The sequence below is a fragment of the Ectopseudomonas chengduensis genome (assembly GCF_900102635.1).
GTDB classification, from domain to species: Bacteria; Pseudomonadota; Gammaproteobacteria; order Pseudomonadales; family Pseudomonadaceae; genus Aquipseudomonas; species Aquipseudomonas chengduensis.
The window spans coordinates 97934-116199 of the sequence record NZ_FMZQ01000016.1; the positions used below are offsets into that span (position 1 = coordinate 97934).

General features: G+C 64.6%; 14 protein-coding genes. 11 read left to right on the top strand and 3 right to left on the bottom strand.

Annotated features, from left to right (window positions below; genetic code table 11):
* The first annotated feature begins 14 nt into the window (after nucleotides 1-14).
* The 7 genes from BLS08_RS21915 to BLS08_RS21945 all read left to right on the top strand — a co-directional run bounded on the left by BLS08_RS21915 (nucleotide 15) and on the right by BLS08_RS21945 (nucleotide 7211).
* Nucleotides 15-266 carry a DUF2934 domain-containing protein gene (locus tag BLS08_RS21915; protein WP_017676879.1) on the top strand — a complete coding sequence of 84 codons (252 nt, stop codon included), beginning with the start codon at nucleotides 15-17 and terminating at the stop codon, nucleotides 264-266.
* A gap of 10 nt (nucleotides 267-276) precedes the next feature.
* Nucleotides 277-2391 carry a glycogen debranching protein GlgX gene (gene glgX, locus BLS08_RS21920; RefSeq protein ID WP_017676878.1) on the top strand — a complete coding sequence of 705 codons (2115 nt, stop codon included), beginning with the start codon at nucleotides 277-279 and terminating at the stop codon, nucleotides 2389-2391.
* 182 nt (nucleotides 2392-2573) lie between these two features.
* Nucleotides 2574-3842 (top strand): zinc-dependent alcohol dehydrogenase, encoded by a 1269-nt coding sequence (locus BLS08_RS21925; protein WP_017676877.1) that lies wholly within the window; start codon nucleotides 2574-2576, stop codon nucleotides 3840-3842.
* 16 nt (nucleotides 3843-3858) lie between these two features.
* On the top strand, nucleotides 3859-4647 hold the full coding sequence (locus BLS08_RS21930) for an endonuclease/exonuclease/phosphatase family protein (protein ID WP_017676876.1): 789 nt from the start codon (nucleotides 3859-3861) through the stop codon (nucleotides 4645-4647).
* Nucleotides 4644-5846, top strand: coding sequence for a cardiolipin synthase ClsB (clsB, locus tag BLS08_RS21935; protein WP_017676875.1), 1203 nt, complete (start codon nucleotides 4644-4646; stop codon nucleotides 5844-5846). Before BLS08_RS21930 ends, clsB begins: the two co-directional genes overlap by 4 nt.
* Entirely contained in the window at nucleotides 5843-6817 is a 975-nt protein-coding gene (locus BLS08_RS21940) for a lysylphosphatidylglycerol synthase domain-containing protein (RefSeq protein ID WP_017676874.1), read from the top strand. Before clsB ends, BLS08_RS21940 begins: the two co-directional genes overlap by 4 nt.
* Before the next feature lie 172 nt (nucleotides 6818-6989).
* Nucleotides 6990-7211: a hypothetical protein gene (locus tag BLS08_RS21945; protein WP_017676873.1), complete on the top strand. Its 222-nt coding sequence runs from the start codon at nucleotides 6990-6992 to the stop codon at nucleotides 7209-7211.
* 4 nt (nucleotides 7212-7215) lie between these two features.
* Here BLS08_RS21945 and BLS08_RS21950 read toward each other — a convergent pair whose 3' ends face one another.
* Nucleotides 7216-9681 carry a glycogen/starch/alpha-glucan phosphorylase gene (locus BLS08_RS21950; protein WP_017676872.1) on the bottom strand — a complete coding sequence of 822 codons (2466 nt, stop codon included), beginning with the start codon at nucleotides 9679-9681 and terminating at the stop codon, nucleotides 7216-7218.
* A gap of 192 nt (nucleotides 9682-9873) precedes the next feature.
* On the opposite strand from BLS08_RS21950, the gene BLS08_RS21955 reads away from it, so the two are divergent.
* From BLS08_RS21955 to BLS08_RS21970, 4 genes are all read left to right on the top strand, one after another.
* Complete coding sequence (locus BLS08_RS21955; protein WP_017676871.1) at nucleotides 9874-10302, top strand: hypothetical protein; 429 nt, start codon at nucleotides 9874-9876, stop codon at nucleotides 10300-10302.
* Nucleotides 10302-11390: a DUF3182 family protein gene (locus tag BLS08_RS21960; protein WP_026088561.1), complete on the top strand. Its 1089-nt coding sequence runs from the start codon at nucleotides 10302-10304 to the stop codon at nucleotides 11388-11390. Before BLS08_RS21955 ends, BLS08_RS21960 begins: the two co-directional genes overlap by 1 nt.
* The gene (locus BLS08_RS21965) at nucleotides 11387-12157 is read left to right on the top strand and encodes an alpha/beta hydrolase family protein (RefSeq protein ID WP_017676869.1); all 771 of its coding nucleotides are present in this window, start codon (nucleotides 11387-11389) and stop codon (nucleotides 12155-12157) included. Before BLS08_RS21960 ends, BLS08_RS21965 begins: the two co-directional genes overlap by 4 nt.
* Before the next feature lie 69 nt (nucleotides 12158-12226).
* On the top strand, nucleotides 12227-12640 hold the full coding sequence (locus BLS08_RS21970; protein ID WP_017676868.1) for a CBS domain-containing protein: 414 nt from the start codon (nucleotides 12227-12229) through the stop codon (nucleotides 12638-12640).
* Nucleotides 12641-12782: 142 nt separating this feature from the next.
* On the opposite strand, the gene glgB is transcribed toward BLS08_RS21970, so the two are convergent.
* Both glgB and treS read right to left on the bottom strand, forming a co-directional pair.
* A complete protein-coding gene (gene glgB, locus BLS08_RS21975; protein ID WP_017676867.1) occupies nucleotides 12783-14945 on the bottom strand; it encodes a 1,4-alpha-glucan branching protein GlgB in 2163 nt (720 codons plus the stop codon).
* Nucleotides 14942-18256, bottom strand: a complete 3315-nt coding sequence (gene treS, locus BLS08_RS21980) for a maltose alpha-D-glucosyltransferase (RefSeq protein ID WP_017676866.1) — start codon at nucleotides 18254-18256, stop codon at nucleotides 14942-14944. Before treS ends, glgB begins: the two co-directional genes overlap by 4 nt.
* Nucleotides 18257-18266: the final 10 nt, after the last annotated feature.

Below are 18266 nucleotides of genomic sequence, written 5' to 3' on the forward strand. Positions count from 1 at the left end.
ACAGGAGTCACGCCATGAATATCGATGAGCAGCGCATACGCGAGTTTGCCTTTCAGATCTGGGAATCCGAAGGCCGCCCCCATGGCCAGCACGAGCGCCACTGGAAGATGGCCAGCAAGCTGGCCGAAGCCGAGGCGCAAGCCCAAACCACAGCCAAGCCGAGACGCATCAGCAAACCCAAGACGGTGCCGCTGAGCGAAGCCGAGCAGCCGGCATTGCTGAAGAAACCCCGTGCCCCGCGCACGCCCAAGACGCCGAAAGCCTGAGGTCACCATCATGCGCAAACAACAGCGCTCACGCGTTACCGAAGGCACGCCGTTTCCGCTGGGCGCCAGTTGGGATGGACTCGGGGTCAACTTCGCCCTGTTCTCGGCGCACGCCACGCGGGTCGAACTGTGCCTGTTCGACGAGCGTGGCGAAACCGAAATCGAACGCATCGAACTGCCGGAATACACCGACGAGATCTGGCACGGCTATCTGCCTGACGCGCGTCCTGGCCAGGTCTACGGCTACCGCGTGTACGGTCCCTATGAGCCCGAAGCCGGGCACCGCTTCAACCCCAACAAGCTGTTGATCGATCCCTACGCCAAGCAGTTGGTGGGCAAGCTGCAGTGGTCGGAGGCGCTGTTCGGATACACCATCGGCGACCCGGCCGGCGACCTGAGCTTCGATGAGCGTGACAGCGCGCCGTTCGTGCCCAAGTGCAAGGTCATCGACCCCGCCTTCACCTGGGGCGAACAGCCCAGCCTGCGCACGCCCTGGGATCGCACGGTGATCTACGAAACGCATCTGCGCGGCATCAGCATGCGTCATCCGGCGGTGCCCGAGCGCCAGCGCGGCACCTGCGCCGGGCTGACCAACCCCGAACTGTTGCGGCATATCCGCGAGCTGGGCGTCTCCAGCGTCGAGTTGCTGCCGGTGCATGCCTTCGTCAACGACCAGCATCTGCTGGAAAAGGGCATGAACAACTACTGGGGTTACAACAGCATCGGCTTCTTCGCCCCGCACCCGGCGTACCTCGCCAGCGGTCGCATCAGCGAATTCAAGGAAATGGTCGCGCACCTGCACAAAGCCGGCCTGGAGCTGATTCTCGATGTGGTCTACAACCACACCGCCGAGGGCAACGAGCGCGGCCCGACGCTGTCCATGCGCGGCATCGACAACGCCAGCTACTACCGTCTGCTGCCGGACGAACGCCGCTACTACATCAACGACTCCGGTACCGGCAATACGCTGGATCTGAGCCACCCCTGCGTACTGCAGATGGTCACCGACTCGTTGCGCTACTGGGCGACCGAGATGCGTGTGGATGGCTTTCGCTTCGACCTGGCGACCATTCTCGGGCGCTATGCCGATGGCTTCAACGAGCGCCACAGCTTTCTCGTCGCCTGCCGTCAGGACCCGGTGCTGAGCAAGGTCAAGCTGATCGCCGAGCCCTGGGACTGCGGCCCCGGCGGCTATCAGGTCGGTGGTTTTCCGCCGGGCTGGGCCGAATGGAACGACAAGTTTCGCGACAACGTGCGCGCCTACTGGAAGGGCGATCGCGGCGAGCTCGGCGAACTGGCAAGACGCTTGACCGCATCAGGCGATCTGTACAACCAGCGTGGGCGCCGGCCCTTCGCCTCGGTCAACTTCATCACCGCGCATGACGGCTTCACCCTGCGCGATGTGGTGTCCTACGACCACAAGCACAACGAGGCCAACGACGAGAACAACCAGGACGGCACCGACCGCAACCTCTCCTGGAACCACGGCTGCGAGGGTGCCACCGACGACCCGTCGATCCGCCGCCTGCGCGTGCAGCAGATGCGCAATATGCTGGCCACCCTGCTGTTCGCTCAGGGCACACCGATGCTGGTGGCCGGCGACGAGTTCGGCCGCACCCAGCACGGCAACAACAACGCCTACTGCCAGGACAACGAGCTGAGCTGGGTGGACTGGACGCTCGACGACGAAGGCCGCGAGCTGCTCGCCTTCTCTCAACACCTGATCGCCCTGCGCCGGAGCTACCCGATCCTGCGCCGCCAGCGCTTTCTGGTCGGGCATTACAACGAGGAGCTGGACGTCAAGGACGTCACCTGGCTGGCCCCGGACGGCAGCGAGATGACCGAGGAGCACTGGCACGACGAGGAAGCGCGCTGCATGGGCATGCTCATGGACGGCCGCGCGCAACCTTCGGGTGTCAAACGCAGCGGTGCCGATGCCACCCTGCTCCTGCTGCTCAATGCCGATCACCAGCCCTGCGAGTTCCAACTGCCCGAAGTGCGCGGCGGGCGCCAGTGGCTGTGCCTGGTCGATACGCATACCGCGCAGACAGTGCCAAGGCCCGTGCAGCAGGACGCCGTGGAGCTGCACGGGCGCTCGCTGCAGTTGTTGGAGTTACTGCGCTAAAGGCCGCCGCGAAAAAAAGCCTGAACCCTGCTTCCGTCTGCCAACTCGAAAAATACAGATGCTGGGACAACCCATGACGCCGCTCGAGCGTAACGCCGGCTTTCGGCGCGCGTGGTGCTTCGCGTCAGTCCCCAGCAAACAATCACCTACGCCGGCCAGCTGGCCGGCCTCGGGAGAGATTCATGAAAGCAGTGGTTTTCCATGACATTGACGATATCCGCCTGGACGACGTAGCGGAACCCGAGGTGCAGGCCAGTACCGATGCGGTCATCCGCATTACCGCCTCGGCCATCTGCGGCACCGACCTGCATTTCGTGCGCGGCACCGTGGGTGGCATGCGCAAAGGCACCATCCTCGGTCATGAGGCGGTAGGTATCGTCGAGGCGCTGGGCAGCGATGTGCGCAACCTCAACATCGGTGATCGCGTCGTGGTGCCCTCCACCATCGCCTGTGGCAACTGCAGCTATTGCCGCGCCGGTTACTACGCCCAGTGCGACGAGGCCAACCCCAACGGCAAGCAGGCCGGCACCTCCTTTTACGGCGGGCCGGAAATCACCGGGGCCTTCCATGGCCTGCAGGCGGAGATGGCGCGTATCCCCTTCGCCAATATCGGCCTGGTGAAACTGCCCAGCGAGATCAGCGACGATCAGGCTATCCTGCTCTCCGATATCTTCCCCACCGGTTATTTCGGCGCGAAGCTGGCCGAAGTCGGCAGCGGTGATACCGTCGCCGTTTTCGGCGCCGGGCCGGTCGGCCAGTTCGCCATCGCCAGCGCCAAGCTGCTTGGTGCCGCGCGTGTATTCGCCATCGACCACCTCGACGACCGTCTGGACATGGCACGCCGTCAAGGCGCCGAGGTCATCAACTTCGACCGTGAAGACCCGGTCGACACCCTGCGCCGACTGACCAACGGCATCGGCGTGGACCGCGCCATCGATGCCGTGGGCGTCGATGCGCAGTGCCCTGCTCATGGCCACTCGCCACGCCAGCCCGAAGGCCAAGAGTGGCAACCGGGCGACGCCCCCGAGCAGGCCTTGCAGTGGGCCGTCGACGCCCTGGCCAAGGCAGGCACGCTGGGCATCATCGGCGTTTATCCGCACCAGGCGCGCGAGTTTCCCATCGGCCAGGCGATGAACAAGAACCTCAGCGTCAACATGGGCAACTGCAACCATCGTCGCTACATCCCGCAACTGATCGAGATGGTCCTGGCCGGGCGCATCGACCCGGCGAAGATACTCACCCAGGTCAAGCCCATGAGCGACGCCATCGAAGCCTTCAAGGCCTTCGACCGGCGTGACAGCGGCTGGATCAAGGTGCAGTTGCAGCCGGCGAAGAACGACGCCAGCCACGGCAGCGAGGAGCAGGTGCACGGCGGTGCCATTCTTGACCGCGCCATCGCCGAGGCCGATCCGCTCGGTGAGTCGCGCTCGAAAAAGCCCGGCAGCCTGTGAGCGAGCGTGGCCGAGCATGAACAACACCATCGCCAAACCGGAGGTGATCATCGACCGCGTGACGCCGGTCAAGCGCCTGCGCGTGCTGACGATCAACACGCACAAGGGCTTCACCGCTCTCAACCGTCGCTTCATCCTGCCGGAGCTGCGTAGCGCCGTGCAGGCTACCGGGTCGGACTTGGTATTCCTGCAGGAGGTGCTCGGCAACCATGCCCTGCACGCCAAGCGTTTCCATGACTGGCCCAGCGTGCCGCAGTACGAATTTCTCGCCGACAGCATGTGGCCGCAGTTCGCCTACGGGCGCAACGCCGTGTACCCGGCTGGTGATCACGGCAACGCCCTGCTCTCGCGCTTTCCCATCCTCGAGTATCACAACCTCGACGTGACGGTCAGCGGCACCGAGCAGCGCGGCCTGCTGCATTGTCGCCTCGATGTACCCGGGCAGGACGCCGTGCATGCAGTGTGCGTGCACCTGGGTTTGCGTGAGGCGCATCGTCGTCAGCAGATGGGCTTGTTGCTGGATTTGCTGGCGACCTTCGAACCCGGTGCGCCGGTAATCGTCGCCGGCGATTTCAACGACTGGCGTCTACGCGCAGACGATCTGTTGGCGCCGCATGGCCTGCGCGAGGCGTTCGAGCATCGCCACGGCAAGCCCGCGCGCAGTTTTCCAGCGCGCATGCCGCTGCTGCGCCTGGATCGCATCTACACCCGCAATGCCACGGCACACGAGCCGCAGGTGTTGTCCACCCGGCCCTGGTCGCACCTCTCCGACCACGCGCCACTCGCTGCGGAGATTCACCTGTGAGCGGCATATGGCGGGACGGCAACCAGCTGCGCCTGCTGATCAATGGCGAAGACTATTACCCGCGGGTGTTCGAATGCATTCGCGCGGCGCGCATCGAAGTGCTGCTGGAAACCTTCATTATTCGTGAGGACAAGGTCGGCCTCGAACTGCAACAGGTGCTGATCGAGGCCGCGCGGCGTGGCGTGCGCGTGGTCACCGCCGTGGACGGCTACGGCACCGCCGACCTGCAGCATGAGTACGTCGCAGCGCTGACCCGCGAGGGGGTAAAGATCCATGTCTTCGATCCCAGCCCACGGCGCTTTGGCATGCGTACCAACCTGTTCCGCCGCCTTCATCGCAAGCTGGTGGTGATCGACGGCCAGTGCGCCTTTGTCGGCGGCATCAACTATTCGGCCGATCACCTCGGCGACTTCGGCGAGATGGCCAAGCAGGACTATGCCGTCGAGGTGAGCGGCCCGATCGTCAGCGACCTGCACGTGGCCATGCTGCGCCTGCTACGCCCGGCGTTCAGCGAGCCGAGCCCGGCGCAGCCCTCCAGAGAGCCGGTGGGCGATGCGCGGGTGATGCTGCTGGAGCGCGATAACGAGCGCCACACCACCGATATCGAAGACGAACACCTGCGCGCCTTCGAATCGGCGCGCAAGCACCTGGTGATCGCCAACGCCTATTTCTTCCCCGGCTACCGTGTGCTGCGCGCCTTGCGCAACGCGGCGGAACGCGGCGTGCAGGTGACCCTGATCCTGCAGGGCCAACCGGACATGCGCTGGGTCCAGGCCTTTTCTCGCCTGCTCTACAACTACCTGCTACGCCACGGTGTGGTGATCTACGAATACTGCCAGCGCCCGCTGCACGGCAAGGTGGCGTTGGTGGATGACGAATGGTCCACGGTCGGTTCGAGCAACCTCGACCCACTGAGCCTGGCATTGAATCTGGAGGCCAATCTGGTGATCCGTGACCGGACCTTCAACCACTACCTGCATGAGCACTTGCTCGCGCTTTCTAGCGAACACTGCAAGCGCATCGAACTGGAGCGGGTGATACGCGGCTACTGGTGGCGCGCACCGCTGGTGTTCCTGTGCTTTCACTTTCTGCGCCGCTTCCCGGCCATCGCCGGCTGGCTGCCGGCGCACCGCAAGAACCTGAAGCCGCTGGAGCCAATCGACAAGGCCCGCGGTTACGAAGAGGAAAAGACTGGATGAATGTCGCTCCCAACAACCCCTGGATGCGCTGGGGCAAACGCGCACTCACCCTGTTCTTTCTCCTGGCCGTACCAGCTCTGCTGTACATGCTGGCGCGCAATCTGGACTGGAGCGAAGTGCGCCAGGCGCTCAGCGATTACAGCGCACAGACCCTGCTGGTGGGCGCGCTGATCGCCTGCGCCAGCTATCTGGTATTTGGCTGCTACGACCTGCTGGGCCGCCATTACAGTCGCCACCACTTGCCGGCACGCCAGGTCCTGCCGGTGGCGATGGTCTGCTACGCCTTCAACCTCAACTTCACCACCTGGATCGGCGGTGTGGCCATGCGCTACCGCCTGTACATGCGCCTGGGCCTTAGCGCCTCGACGGTAACGCGCATCCTCAGCCTCAGCCTGCTGACCAACTGGACCGGCTACATGGCGCTGGCTGGGGTGATCTTCTCCCTGCGCCTGGTACAGCTGCCCGACAACTGGGGGCTGGGCATGACCGGGCTGCAGCTGCTGGGCTTTGCCCTGTTGGGTGTGGTCAGCGCCTATGTCGGTATCTGCGCCTTTTCCCGTCAGCGCGTATGGCACCTGCGCGAGCGTTCGATCACCCTGCCTTCGTTGCGCATGGCGGTGATGCAGATAGTCCTGGGCGCGAGCAACTGGTCGCTGATGGCGGCCCTGATCTACTGGCTATTGCCGGAAGGCGCCGCCTACACCTCGGTGCTCGGGGTGCTGCTGATCAGCTGCATGGCGGCGGCGGTGGCGCACATACCCGCCGGGCTGGGCGTGCTCGAGGCGGTGTTTCTCGCCCTGCTGCAGCATCAATACAGCCAGGCCAGTCTGATCGCCGCCCTGCTCGCCTATCGCGTGCTCTATTACCTGCTGCCGCTGCTGCTGGCCAGCGCTACCTACCTGGTACTGGAAAAGCGTGCGAAAACGCTGCGCAAGCGTGGCGAACAAGGTGTCGAGACCCAGCCCGGCTAACGAGGCCAAACAACCTACTGACGCGGGGTGCGCCATGCGCACCGGCTGCGCAAGACATCGGGGCCGGTGCGCGCAGCGCACCGCTACGGGCAACCACCCGGCGGATGGCGGGAACTCACGAGCGCGCTACGCAGGTCTATCTCACATCATTCAGCAAAACCGGAGGCATATCATGGCCAAGCCACTGCATCTGATCAGCTACATCCTGCACAACCAGCCGCACAGCGTCGAAGTCGAGTCGGATCGCGAACAGCTCACGCCCCACCAGGCGCGCTTCTATCTCAGCGCCCTGCACACCTTCGAGTGGCCCAACGAGTTCACCGACGTGCAGGTCACGCGCATCCTGCATCCGAAGAAAGGCGGCAGTACGCCGGCACACCGCGTACAGCGCTGAAACCCTAGTCCCCTTCGCGCGGCGGCAGCGGCACCTGCCAGATATCCCGGGCGTATTCGGCGATGGTGCGATCGGATGAGAACCAGCCCATCCGTGCGGTATTCAGAACCGCCGAACGCCACCACTGCTCAGGCCGCTGCCAGCGTTGATCGACCTGGCGCTGCGCCTTCCAATAGGCATCGAAATCGGCGCAGACCATGAAATGGTCCTCGTACAGCAGCGAATCCACCAGGCCCACGTAGCGCGCCGGATCGTCAGGCGAGAACACCCCGCCGCGAATGGCGCCGAGCGCGGCCTCCAGACGTTCCGAATCCGCCACCACATCGCTCATCTCCAGGCCCAGGCGCCGCCGGGCGGCAACCTGCTGGGCAGTCATGCCGAAGATGAACATGTGGTCTTCGCCGACCCGCTCGCACATTTCCACGTTGGCGCCATCCAGCGTGCCGATGGTCAACGCGCCATTGAGGGCGAACTTCATATTGCTGGTGCCGGAAGCTTCCAGCCCAGCGGTGGAGATCTGCTCAGAAAGGTCGGCGGCAGGAATGATGGTTTCGGCCAGGCTGACGTTGTAATTGGGGATGAACACTACCTTGAGTAGCCCGCGTACGGTCGGGTCACCATTGATGGTGCGGCTGATGTCGTTGGCCAGCTTGATGATCAGCTTGGCCTGGCGATAACTGGCCGCCGCCTTGCCGGCGAAGATCTTCACCCGCGGTACCCAGTCGGTGGTCGGATCGTTGCGGATGGCCTGGTACAGCGCCACGGTATGCAGCAGGTTGAGTAACTGACGCTTGTATTCATGGATGCGCTTGACGTGCACATCGAAGATGGCCGTGGTGTCGAGACTGATGCCCAGCACGTGCCTGACTCGCTCGGCCAGCAGTTCCTTGTTGCGCTGGCGGCAGAGCGCATATTCGTCGCGGAAATCCTGGCGTTCGGCGAAGGGTTCCAGCGCCTGCAGATGATCCTCGGGGCGATGCAGAACCTGCTCACCGAGAGCGTCGACCAGCAGATGCGTCAGCCCCGGATTCACCTGAAACAGCCAGCGGCGGAAGGTCACACCATTGGTCTTGTTGTTCACCCGGTCGGGATAGAGCCGGTGCAGATCGCGAAATACCGTGTCGCGCATCAGCCGCGTATGTAGCGCGGAAACGCCGTTGATGCTGTGCGCGCCGAGAAACGCCAGGTTGCCCATGCGCACACGGCGGCCGTGGTCTTCCTCGATCAGCGACACCGCGCGCAGCAGGCGAAAGTCGTGGATGTCCTTGGCACGCAGCGCATCGATATGCTCGGCGTTGATCAGGTAGATGATTTGCAGGTGCCGCGGCAGCAGACGCTCCATCAGCGCTACCGGCCAGGACTCCAGCGCTTCGGGCAGCAGCGTGTGGTTGGTGTAGGAGGTGGTGGCGACCGTCAGTTGCCAGGCTTGCGCCCAGGGCAGGCGATGCTCGTCCACCAGCAGGCGCATCAGCTCGACCACAGCGATGGCCGGGTGAGTGTCGTTGAGCTGGATCGCCACCTGCTGCGGCAGGCACTGCAGACCGTCATGCAGACGCAGATGACGCTCGAGCAGATCCTGTAGCGACGCGGAGACCAGAAAATACTCCTGGCGCAGACGCAGCTCCTGGCCGGCCTCGGTATCGTCGGCGGGATAGAGCACGCGCGAGATGCTTTCGGCACGCACCTCGCCGGCCACTGCGCCGAAGTGATCGCCGGCATTGAAGCGGTCCAGCTGCAGGTTTTCCTCGGCGCGTGCACGCCACAGCCGCAGCGTATTGACCGAGGCGCCGCGCCACCCCACCACCGGTGTGTCATAGGCGATGGCACGTACCCTCTCCTGCGGATGCCAGTGCTGGCGCGTGCCGCCTGTGCCGTCGTCCAGGGTTTCCACACCACCGCCGAAGCCTATGCGATACGCCACCTCAGGCCGCTCGAACTCCCAGGGGTTGCCGAAATCCAGCCAGGTTTCGGTCTGTTCGGCCTGCCAGCCGTCGACGATTGCCTGGCGGAACAGGCCATGCTCATAGCGGATGCCGTAACCATGAGCGGCCAGGCGCAGGGTCGCCATGCTCTCCATGAAACAGGCGGCCAGACGCCCTAGCCCGCCATTGCCAAGGGCTGCATCGGGTTCGACCTCACGGATGCGTTCGAGCTCGACACCGAGTTCGGCCATGGCCTGGCGCGCCACATCGAGCAAGCCAAGGTTGCTCAGGTTATCCACCAGCAAACGGCCGATCAGAAATTCCAGGGACAGGTAATAGACACGTTTGGCGCCCTGACGCTCGACCTGGGCGGATGACTCTTCCCAGCGGTCGATCATATGGTCGCGCGTGGCCAGCGCCAGCGCCTCGAACCAATCGTGATCGAAGGCGGTACTCGGGTCCTTGCCCACGGCGTAGCGCAGTTTGGCCAGGATGGCCGCCTTGAACTGGGCTACGGCACTCTCGGCCTCGCTGTGCGATTCGCTCATATCGATCCCCTCACGCGCGCGTCGATTGCAGCCGAAACGATGGGTTCGGCTTTTTCTTTGGGGCCTTCGCAACGGCGATGAGTTCAGGGTTTTTCTGCCCTTTGCCCCCTCTGATCAAAAAGTCAAAAAGCCTGAACTTCGACTTGGCGGCTCCCCTCACAACTTAAGAACGCCATTGTCGAGGAGAAAATCATGCGAGCCATCATTCCCGGTCTTCTGGTCGGCGCGCTGGCAGCCGGCGACGCACTGGCGGAAGCCTGCTACGTCAGCGCCCGGACTTCCAGCGATGCCATTGCCGAGGTCGCACAGGAGTTCTGCTACGAATTCACCGGCATGGACGAGGGCGCCATCGACTGGTCGTGCAATAACGAGGCCGATGACATGCTCAACACCGATCAACGCAAGGTAGCCAGTTGCGCCGAGGCCAAGCTGGGCACATGCGAAGCCGCACTGACCCAGGAAACCCTGGCCAACTACCGCTCCGGCGACGACGATCAGGGCGAGCCGCGCCCAGCCGTGCCCAACGATGCCAAGGTGGTCACCCACTATTACCAGGCGGGCGACCTCAAGCAGGTACGCATCGACTGTGAAAGTGCCGGCGGCACCTGGCGGGATCGATGATGGGCGCTTACCAAGGCCTGCTTCTGCTACCTGGCACCGCTCAGCACATGGCCCATGAGCGCATGGTCCAACGCCAGCTCGGCGAAAAACTCGCCGACCTGCTCGGTTGCCCCTTCCTCGGCCCTTGTCAGCCGGGCACGCAGATCCGCGGACGCTACTACTACCTGCCTGAAGACACCCTGGTCGGCGATGTCGGCTCGCTGGGCATCGACGGGCCGGACGATTTATTTGGCGGCCAGGTCGAGCATGCCTTTCTGGCCACCAAGGCCATCAGTCACCCTGCCCTCGACGTACCGCGCCACTTGCCTGTGGGTTGGTCCGAGCGCTTCGCCCTGCAGGTCGAAAGCGTCACCTTGCGGGGCTTCAGCGTCTTTGATCTGGAGGACGCTACCGAAGCCGGTAAACGCCTGTTGCGCGACGGGCCGATTCGCCTGAAGCCGGTTGCTGGCACCGGCGGCCGAGGCCAGCAGGTGGTGCGCTCCCATCCTGAGCTGGAAAGCGCGCTGGCGGCGCTCGATGAACAATGTGTGCGGCAGCAGGGCCTGGTGCTGGAGGAGGACCTGCAGCAGCCCGATACCTACAGCGTCGGCCAGATTCGCGTGGCAGGCGTCACCCTCAGTTACCACGGTACCCAGCAACTGACTGACGACGGTCACGGCAATCAGGTCTACGGCGGCTCGCGCCTGACGCTGGTGCGCGGCGACTACCTGGCACTGATGACCCTCGATCTGCCGCGCGCCGTGCGCCTGGCCGTGCAACAGGCGCGCATCTTCGAACTGGCGGCGCTGGAGGTCTATCCCTCCATCCAGGCATCACGGCGCAATTACGACGTGGCACAAGGGCTGAACGCGCGAGGCCAGTCGCGCAGTGGCGTACTCGAACAATCCTGGCGCGTCGGCGGAGCCAGCGCGGCGGAAATCTTCGCCCTGGAAGCGTTCATCAAGGACCCGCAGCTGCAAACGCTGCAGGCTTCGACCCATGAGTTCTATCAGGATGTGCCGCCGCCACCTGGCTCCATTTGCCTGTATCAAGGTCAGCACAGTGAGGACGGCCCGCTTGCCAAGTACGTCAAGGTCGGGCCGCTATGAGTGCGAGCAGCCAGAGTCTGGACATTCTGGTGGATGGCCAGCACATCGCCGGCACCCTGCTGACCCCACCGAACAAGGTTCCCGGCGTGCTGTTCGTGCACGGCTGGGGCGGCAGCCAGCAACGCGACCTGGCCCGTGCCCGTGGTATCGCCGGGCTGGGCTGCGTGTGCCTGACCTTCGACCTGCGCGGGCACGAACGCAACGTCGAGGCGCAGGAGCGCGTATCGCGCGAAGACAACCTGGCCGACATTCTCGCCGCCTACGACCTGCTGGCCGCGCACGAAACGGTCGACCCCGAATGCATCGCGGTGATCGGTACCAGCTATGGCGGCTACCTGGCCACCCTGCTCAGCGTGCGGCGCCCGGTGCGCTGGCTGGCCCTGCGCGTGCCGGCGCTGTACTGGGACGAACAATGGCAGTTGCCCAAGCGCCAACTGGACGTTGCACGGCTGGCCGAGTACCGCCGCACGCCGCTGCGCGCGCAGGACAATCTGGCGCTCGGCGCCTGCTCCGAGTTTCGCGGCGACGTGCTGCTGGTGGAGTCCGAGCATGACGACTTCGTCCCGCACACCACGCTGATGAGCTACCGCAATGCCTTCGACAAGGCCCATTCACTGAGCCATCGCACCATGGCCGGTGCCGACCACGGGCTCAGCGAGGACCGCCACCAGCAAGCCTATACGCGCATCCTGATCGATTGGGTCAGCGAGATGGTGGTTGGCGCACGGATAGGCGACTACCCGCACCACCTGGTGCGTTATTCCTGAATCGCTGCACCTCGATGCTGCGGTTCGCCCTGGGCATCTGCCCACCTAACCTGCAACAGGAGATCGACGATGAAAATCAGCAAGCTTATGACCCGCAACGTCCGCACCCTGGAGCCAGAGCGCAGCATCCGTGAGGCCGCCACGCTGATGGCCGATATCGACAGCGGTGCGCTGCTGATCAACGAAGGTGACCGCCTGATCGGCATGATCACCGACCGCGACATTGCCGTACGTGCCGTTGCTGCGGGCCTGGACGGCAACACGCCGGTACGTCAGGTGATGAGCAGCAACGTGCGTTATTGCTTCGACGACGAGGACGTCGAGCATGTGGCCGCCAACATGGCCGATATCCAGGTACGCCGGCTGCCCGTGCTCAACCGCGAGAAGCGCCTGGTGGGTGTGGTTTCGCTGGGCAATATCGCCTCCGGCCACAGCCGGATGGCCAACGACACCGTGCTGCGCGGCGTGACCTCTGCGCACTGACCCCACCCTTTGTGGGAGGGGCTTTAGCCGCGATTGCCGTTAAAGCCCCTCCCACTACGAGTCCGGCGCCTTGTTGGCCGGAGCAGAATCATCACGCCAAGGCACACCTCGCCCCTTGTGGGAGGCGCTTCAGCGGCGACGCTTATTGCATCGGTCGCAGAATCAGCGTGCCCAGAGGAGGCAACTGCAAATTCAACGAGTCAGACTGGCCGTGAGCGGTCATCTGCTCGCTGTGCTGCTCACCCTCGCTGCCGGCGCCTGAGCCGCTCCAGCAACGGTCATCGGTATTGAGCAGCACCTGCCAGCGGCCCGCGTGCGGCACGCCGATGCGGTAGCCGTCGAGCACCTGCGGGGTGAAATTGTGCACCACCAGCAACGGCGCACTGCCCTCGCCGCCCTTGCGCAGCCAGGCGAATACGCTGTTGCGCGCGTCATCGCCTACCAGCCACTGAAAACCGCTGTCCTGGTCGTCGAGGCGGTGCAACGCCGGCTCTTCGCGGTACAGACGATTCAGCTCGCGTACCAGCGCCTGGGCAGCGGCATGCTCGGGGTACTGCAGCAGGTACCAGTCCAGCTGCTGGTCGTGGTCCCATTCGCGCCACTGGCCGAACTCGCAGCCCATGAACAGCAGCTTCTTGCCCGGGTGACTCCACATCAGGGCGAGGAACAGGCGCAGGTTGGCGAATTGCTGCCAGCGATCACCGGGCATGCGCCCGAGCAGCGAGCGTTTGCCGTGCACCACTTCGTCATGGGAGATCGGCAGGATGAAACGCTCGGAGAAGGCGTAATGCAGGCCAAAGGTGATCTGGTGGTGATGGTGCAGGCGGTACATCGGGTCCTGCTGGATGTAGCTCAGGCTGTCGTTCATCCAGCCCATGTTCCACTTGTGGCTGAAGCCCAGGCCGCCCTGCTGCACCGGCCGACTGACGCCAGGCCAGGCGGTGGATTCCTCGGCGATCATCAGCGCGCCGGGCACTTCGCTGCGCACCACCTCGTTGAGATGCTGGAGAAATTCGATGGCCTCCAGGTTCTCGCGCCCGCCGTGGCGGTTGGGAATCCACTGCCCTGCTTCGCGTGAATAATCGCGGTAGAGCATCGACGCCACTGCATCCACGCGCAGGCCGTCGACGTGGTATTCGCGCAGCCAGTACAGCGCGCTGGCCAGCATGAAGCCGTGTACTTCGGTGCGGCCGAGGTTGTAGATGCAGGTGTTCCAGTCCGGGTGAAATCCCTCGAACGGGTGCGCGTACTCGTACAGGGCGGTGCCGTCGAATTCGGCCAGACCGTGAGCGTCGTTGGGAAAATGCCCCGGCACCCAGTCGAGAATCACGCCGATGCCGGCGCGGTGGCAGTGATCGACGAAAGCGGCGAAGCGCTGTGGGCTGCCGAAGCGCGAGGTGGGTGCAAACATCGACAGCGGCTGGTAGCCCCAGGAACCGCCGAACGGGTGTTCCATGATCGGCATCAGCTCGATATGGGTGAAGCCCAGGTTCTGTACGTAGGGAATCAGCCGGTCGGCCAACTCGTCCCAGTCCGGTGCGTGATCGTCCTGCCATTGCCAGGAGCCTGCGTGCAGCTCGTAGATCGCCAGCGGTGCCTGCGAAGCATGGCGCTGCTCGCGCTCACTCATCCACTGCTGGTCCTGCCAGGCGAAGGCCTCGTCCTGCGGCACCCGTGAAGCGGTCGCCGGCGGCGTCTCGGTGGCTTGCGCCATGGGGTCGGCGCGCAGCGGCAACACGCCGTGCGGGCCGAGAATTTCGTACTTATAGCACTCGCCCGGCTGCAGCCGCGGGATGAACAGTTCCCACACCCCCGCCGGGTAGCGCAGACGCATGGGGTGGCGGCGGCCGTCCCAGCTGTTGAAGTCACCGACCACCGACACCCGCCGCGCATTGGGCGCCCAGACGGCGAAACGTACGCCAGGCACGCCTTCATGTTCTACCGGTGCCGAGCCCAGGCAGCGCCATAACTGGCGGTGGTTGCCTTCGGCGAACAGGTAGAGGTCGGTGTCACCCAGCAGCGGGCCGAAGGCATAGGGATCTTCCATCTCCTGCACGCTGCCCGGCCAGTGGATACGCAGGCGGTAGCGCTGCGCCTGGGGCAGCTGCAATTCGAACAGACCCTGCGGGTCGCTGCAGTGCATGCGCCCCATCGGCGAGCCGTCGCTGGCCAGCAGCTCCACCGCGTCGGCACCTGGCAGCCAGACCCGTACCAGGGTTTCGTCGCCTTGCGCATGAGGGCCGAGGAAGCTGAACGGATCACCGTCTTCGGCACGCTGCAGGCGTTGCACTCTGTTCTGATTCAAGGTCGCACTCCTGGCAATTGGTTAGCGAGATCCACCAGCCCCTGCAACGGGACATCGATCCAGTCGGGGCGGTGGCCGCTTTCGTAGACGATTTCATAGACAGCCTTTTCCAGGCAGAACAGGTCGAGGGCTGCGCCTTCGCCGTCGCGTTCATGCCATTCGTGGGGCAAGCCGTTGGCGGCCAGACGATAAGCATCGAGAAAGGCACTGCACGATTGCTCGCGGTAGCGCGATACCACGCCGCGTACCAGCTGCTGGGCATCCACGGCGCCTTCCACGCCACCGGCGTTGCGTTGTGCCACGGCGGCCGCGTAGTCGAAGGAGCGCAGCATCCCGGCGACGTCCTTGAACGGGCTGTGGCGCTGGCGGCGCTCTTCCAGCGAGCGGTTGGGCTCGCCCTCGAAGTCGATGATGTAGGCATCGCCCTGCACCACCAGGACCTGGCCCAGGTGCAGGTCGCCATGCACCCGTATGCGCAGGCCACCTGCCGCCTGCGTTGCCAGGCGGGTGACGGCTTCCAGCAAGGATTTTTCCCTGGCCAGCAGCCAGTCGGCCTGTTTGGCGGTCGCCGGGCTCAGGGCATCACGCTGACGGGCCAGGGCCTGCAAGGCTTCCCGCAGCTGCGCGGTGATGGATTTGGCCCAGCGGGCGCTGTCGCGCTCGCCGCTGAGCTGATAACCGAAGTCCGGATTCTCTACCGGCCGCGCCAGTACCGCGTGCATCTCGCCGACGCGTTTGCCGAGCACGCCGGCGAACTGCTGCAGTTCGCCCAGTGCGTCGACATCGGGAGCGGCGGTGCCGCCGACCAGTTCATCGCGGATGGCACGGTCGAGGGTATTGAGCGTCCACTGCCAGGCATCGCCCTGATTGTCCAGATAACGCTGCATCACCATCAGGGTATGGGGCTGGCCGTCCTCGTCGACCCGCACCACCTCACCGAGAAACGGCGCGACATTGGCGTAGCCGTGATCGGTCAGGAAACGGCCCATTTCCACCTCCGGGTGGATACCGGGGAAGCCGCGGCGCAACAGCTTGAGCAACAGCTGCTCGCCAATCAGCACCGAGCTGTTGGACTGCTCGGCCGAAAGCAGCTTGAAGTCATTCTCGTCGACACTGTCGAGTGCCAGCAGCGCCGCCTCGGCGCGGAACTGCAATTCGCCGGCAGCGCTGCGCAGCACAGCCTGTTCACGCAGCAGGCGCAGGACCTGCTGGCTGAATTGCGGCAGGCTGAAGGCGTCGGTCAGCAGCTCCACATGGCGCCCCCGGCGCAGCCGGGCCAGCGCCAGTTGCTGCGGCAGATCGTTGCCCTCGGCACGTTCTGGCACTGCGGCCAGCGGCAGGCGGTAATGCTCGACGCCAGCTGCCCCCGTCACCTGAACCTCGCCCAGCAGCGGCGCATTGGCATCGTCGCCAAGCGGCATCACGTACAGCACGCTAACGGCCGGGCGCTGTTCACCCGCGAACCAGCGGCGCTTGGGCAGATACAGCGGCAGCGACTCGCGCTCCAGCGTCTGCCGCGCGCGTCCGTCCATCACTTCGCTCAGGGCGCGGCCCAGCACCAGGGTCTGCAGCTCCGGCATGCGCTCCACCGGTTTCAGGTGCCAGCTGGGCATCTGCGAGGCGTCGGCCAGGTAGAACCAGTAGAAACCGTACGGAGGCAACGTCAGCAGGTAGGTGAGCTGGCCGATGGGCGGGAACGAGGCGCCGCCGATCATCTCCACCGGTACCCGGTCGCGGTACTCAGCCAGTTCCAGCTCGACGGCCTGGGCCGCGCTGGACAGGTTGGCCACGCAGAGGATCTGCTGCTCGCTGCCATCCTCGCCTCGATGCATGCGCAGGTAGGCCAGGATGCGCCGGTTGCTCGGCGCCAGCATCGTCAGCGAGCCACGGCCGAAGGCCTTGTGCTGGTTGCGGATGGCGAGCATGCGCCGCGTCCAGTTGAGCAGCGAATGCGGGTCGCGCGCCTGCGCCTCGACGTTGATGGTCTGGTAGCCGTACAGCGGGTCCATGATCGGCGGCAGCACCAGACTGGCCGGATCGGCACGGGAAAAGCCGCCGTTGCGGTCCACCGACCACTGCATGGGCGTGCGCACACCGTCGCGGTCGCCGAGGTAGATATTGTCGCCCATGCCGATCTCGTCGCCGTAGTACAGCGTCGGCGTGCCGGGCATCGACAGCAGCAGGCTGTTGAGCAGCTCGATGCGTCGCCTGTCGCGCCCCACCAGCGGCGCCAGACGCCGGCGAATGCCGAGGTTGATACGCGCACGACTGTCGGCGGCGTAGTAGTTCCACAGGTAGTCGCGCTCGTCGTCGGTGACCATCTCCAGGGTCAGCTCATCATGGTTGCGCAGGAAGATCGCCCACTGGCAATTGGGCGGAATCTCCGGCGTCTGGCGCAGGACATCGGTGATCGGGAAGCGGTCTTCCTGGGCGATGGCCATGTACATGCGCGGCATCAGCGGGAAGTGGAAGGCCATATGGCATTCGTCGCCTTCGCCATGCTCTTCACCACCAAAATAGGGCCGGGTGTCCTCCGGCCACTGATTGGCCTCGGCCAGCAGCAGGCGATCCGGATAGCGCGCATCCAGTTCGGCACGGATGCGCTTGAGCACGGCATGGGTTTCGGGCAGGTTCTCGCTGCTGGTGCCGTCACGCTCGATCAGGTACGGGATGGCGTCCAGGCGCAGGCCGTCGACGCCCATGTCGAGCCAGAAGCGCATCACCCCGAGCACGGCCTCAAGCACCTTGGGATTGTCGAAATTGAGGTCCGGCTGATGCGAGTAGAAGCGGTGCCAGAAGTACTGGCCGGCTACCGCGTCCCAGGTCCAGTTGGACTTCTCGCTGTCGATGAAGATGATCCGCGCACCGGCGTATTTCTCGTCGTTGTCGGACCAGACGTAATAGTCGCGCGCCTTGGAGCCCTTCTTCGCCCGGCGCGCACGCTGGAACCAGGGGTGCTGATCGGAGGTGTGGTTGATCACCAGCTCGGTGATCACGCGCAGGCCGCGCCGGTGCGCCTCGGCAATGAAGCGCCGGGCGTCGCTCAGCGAGCCGTAGTCAGGGTGCACGTCGTTGTACTTGGCGATGTCATAGCCGTCGTCGCGCCGTGGCGAGGGGTAGAACGGCAGCAGCCAAAGGGTGTTCACCCCCAGCTCGGCGATGTAGTCGAGCTTGTCGATCAGGCCCTGAAAGTCGCCGATGCCGTCGTTATTGGCATCGAAGAACGACTTCACGTGGACCTGATAGATCACCGCGTCCTTGTACCACTGCGGGTCGTTGAGGAAGGTCTTGCCGGCGCTGCGCTTGGCCATGGTGTTACTC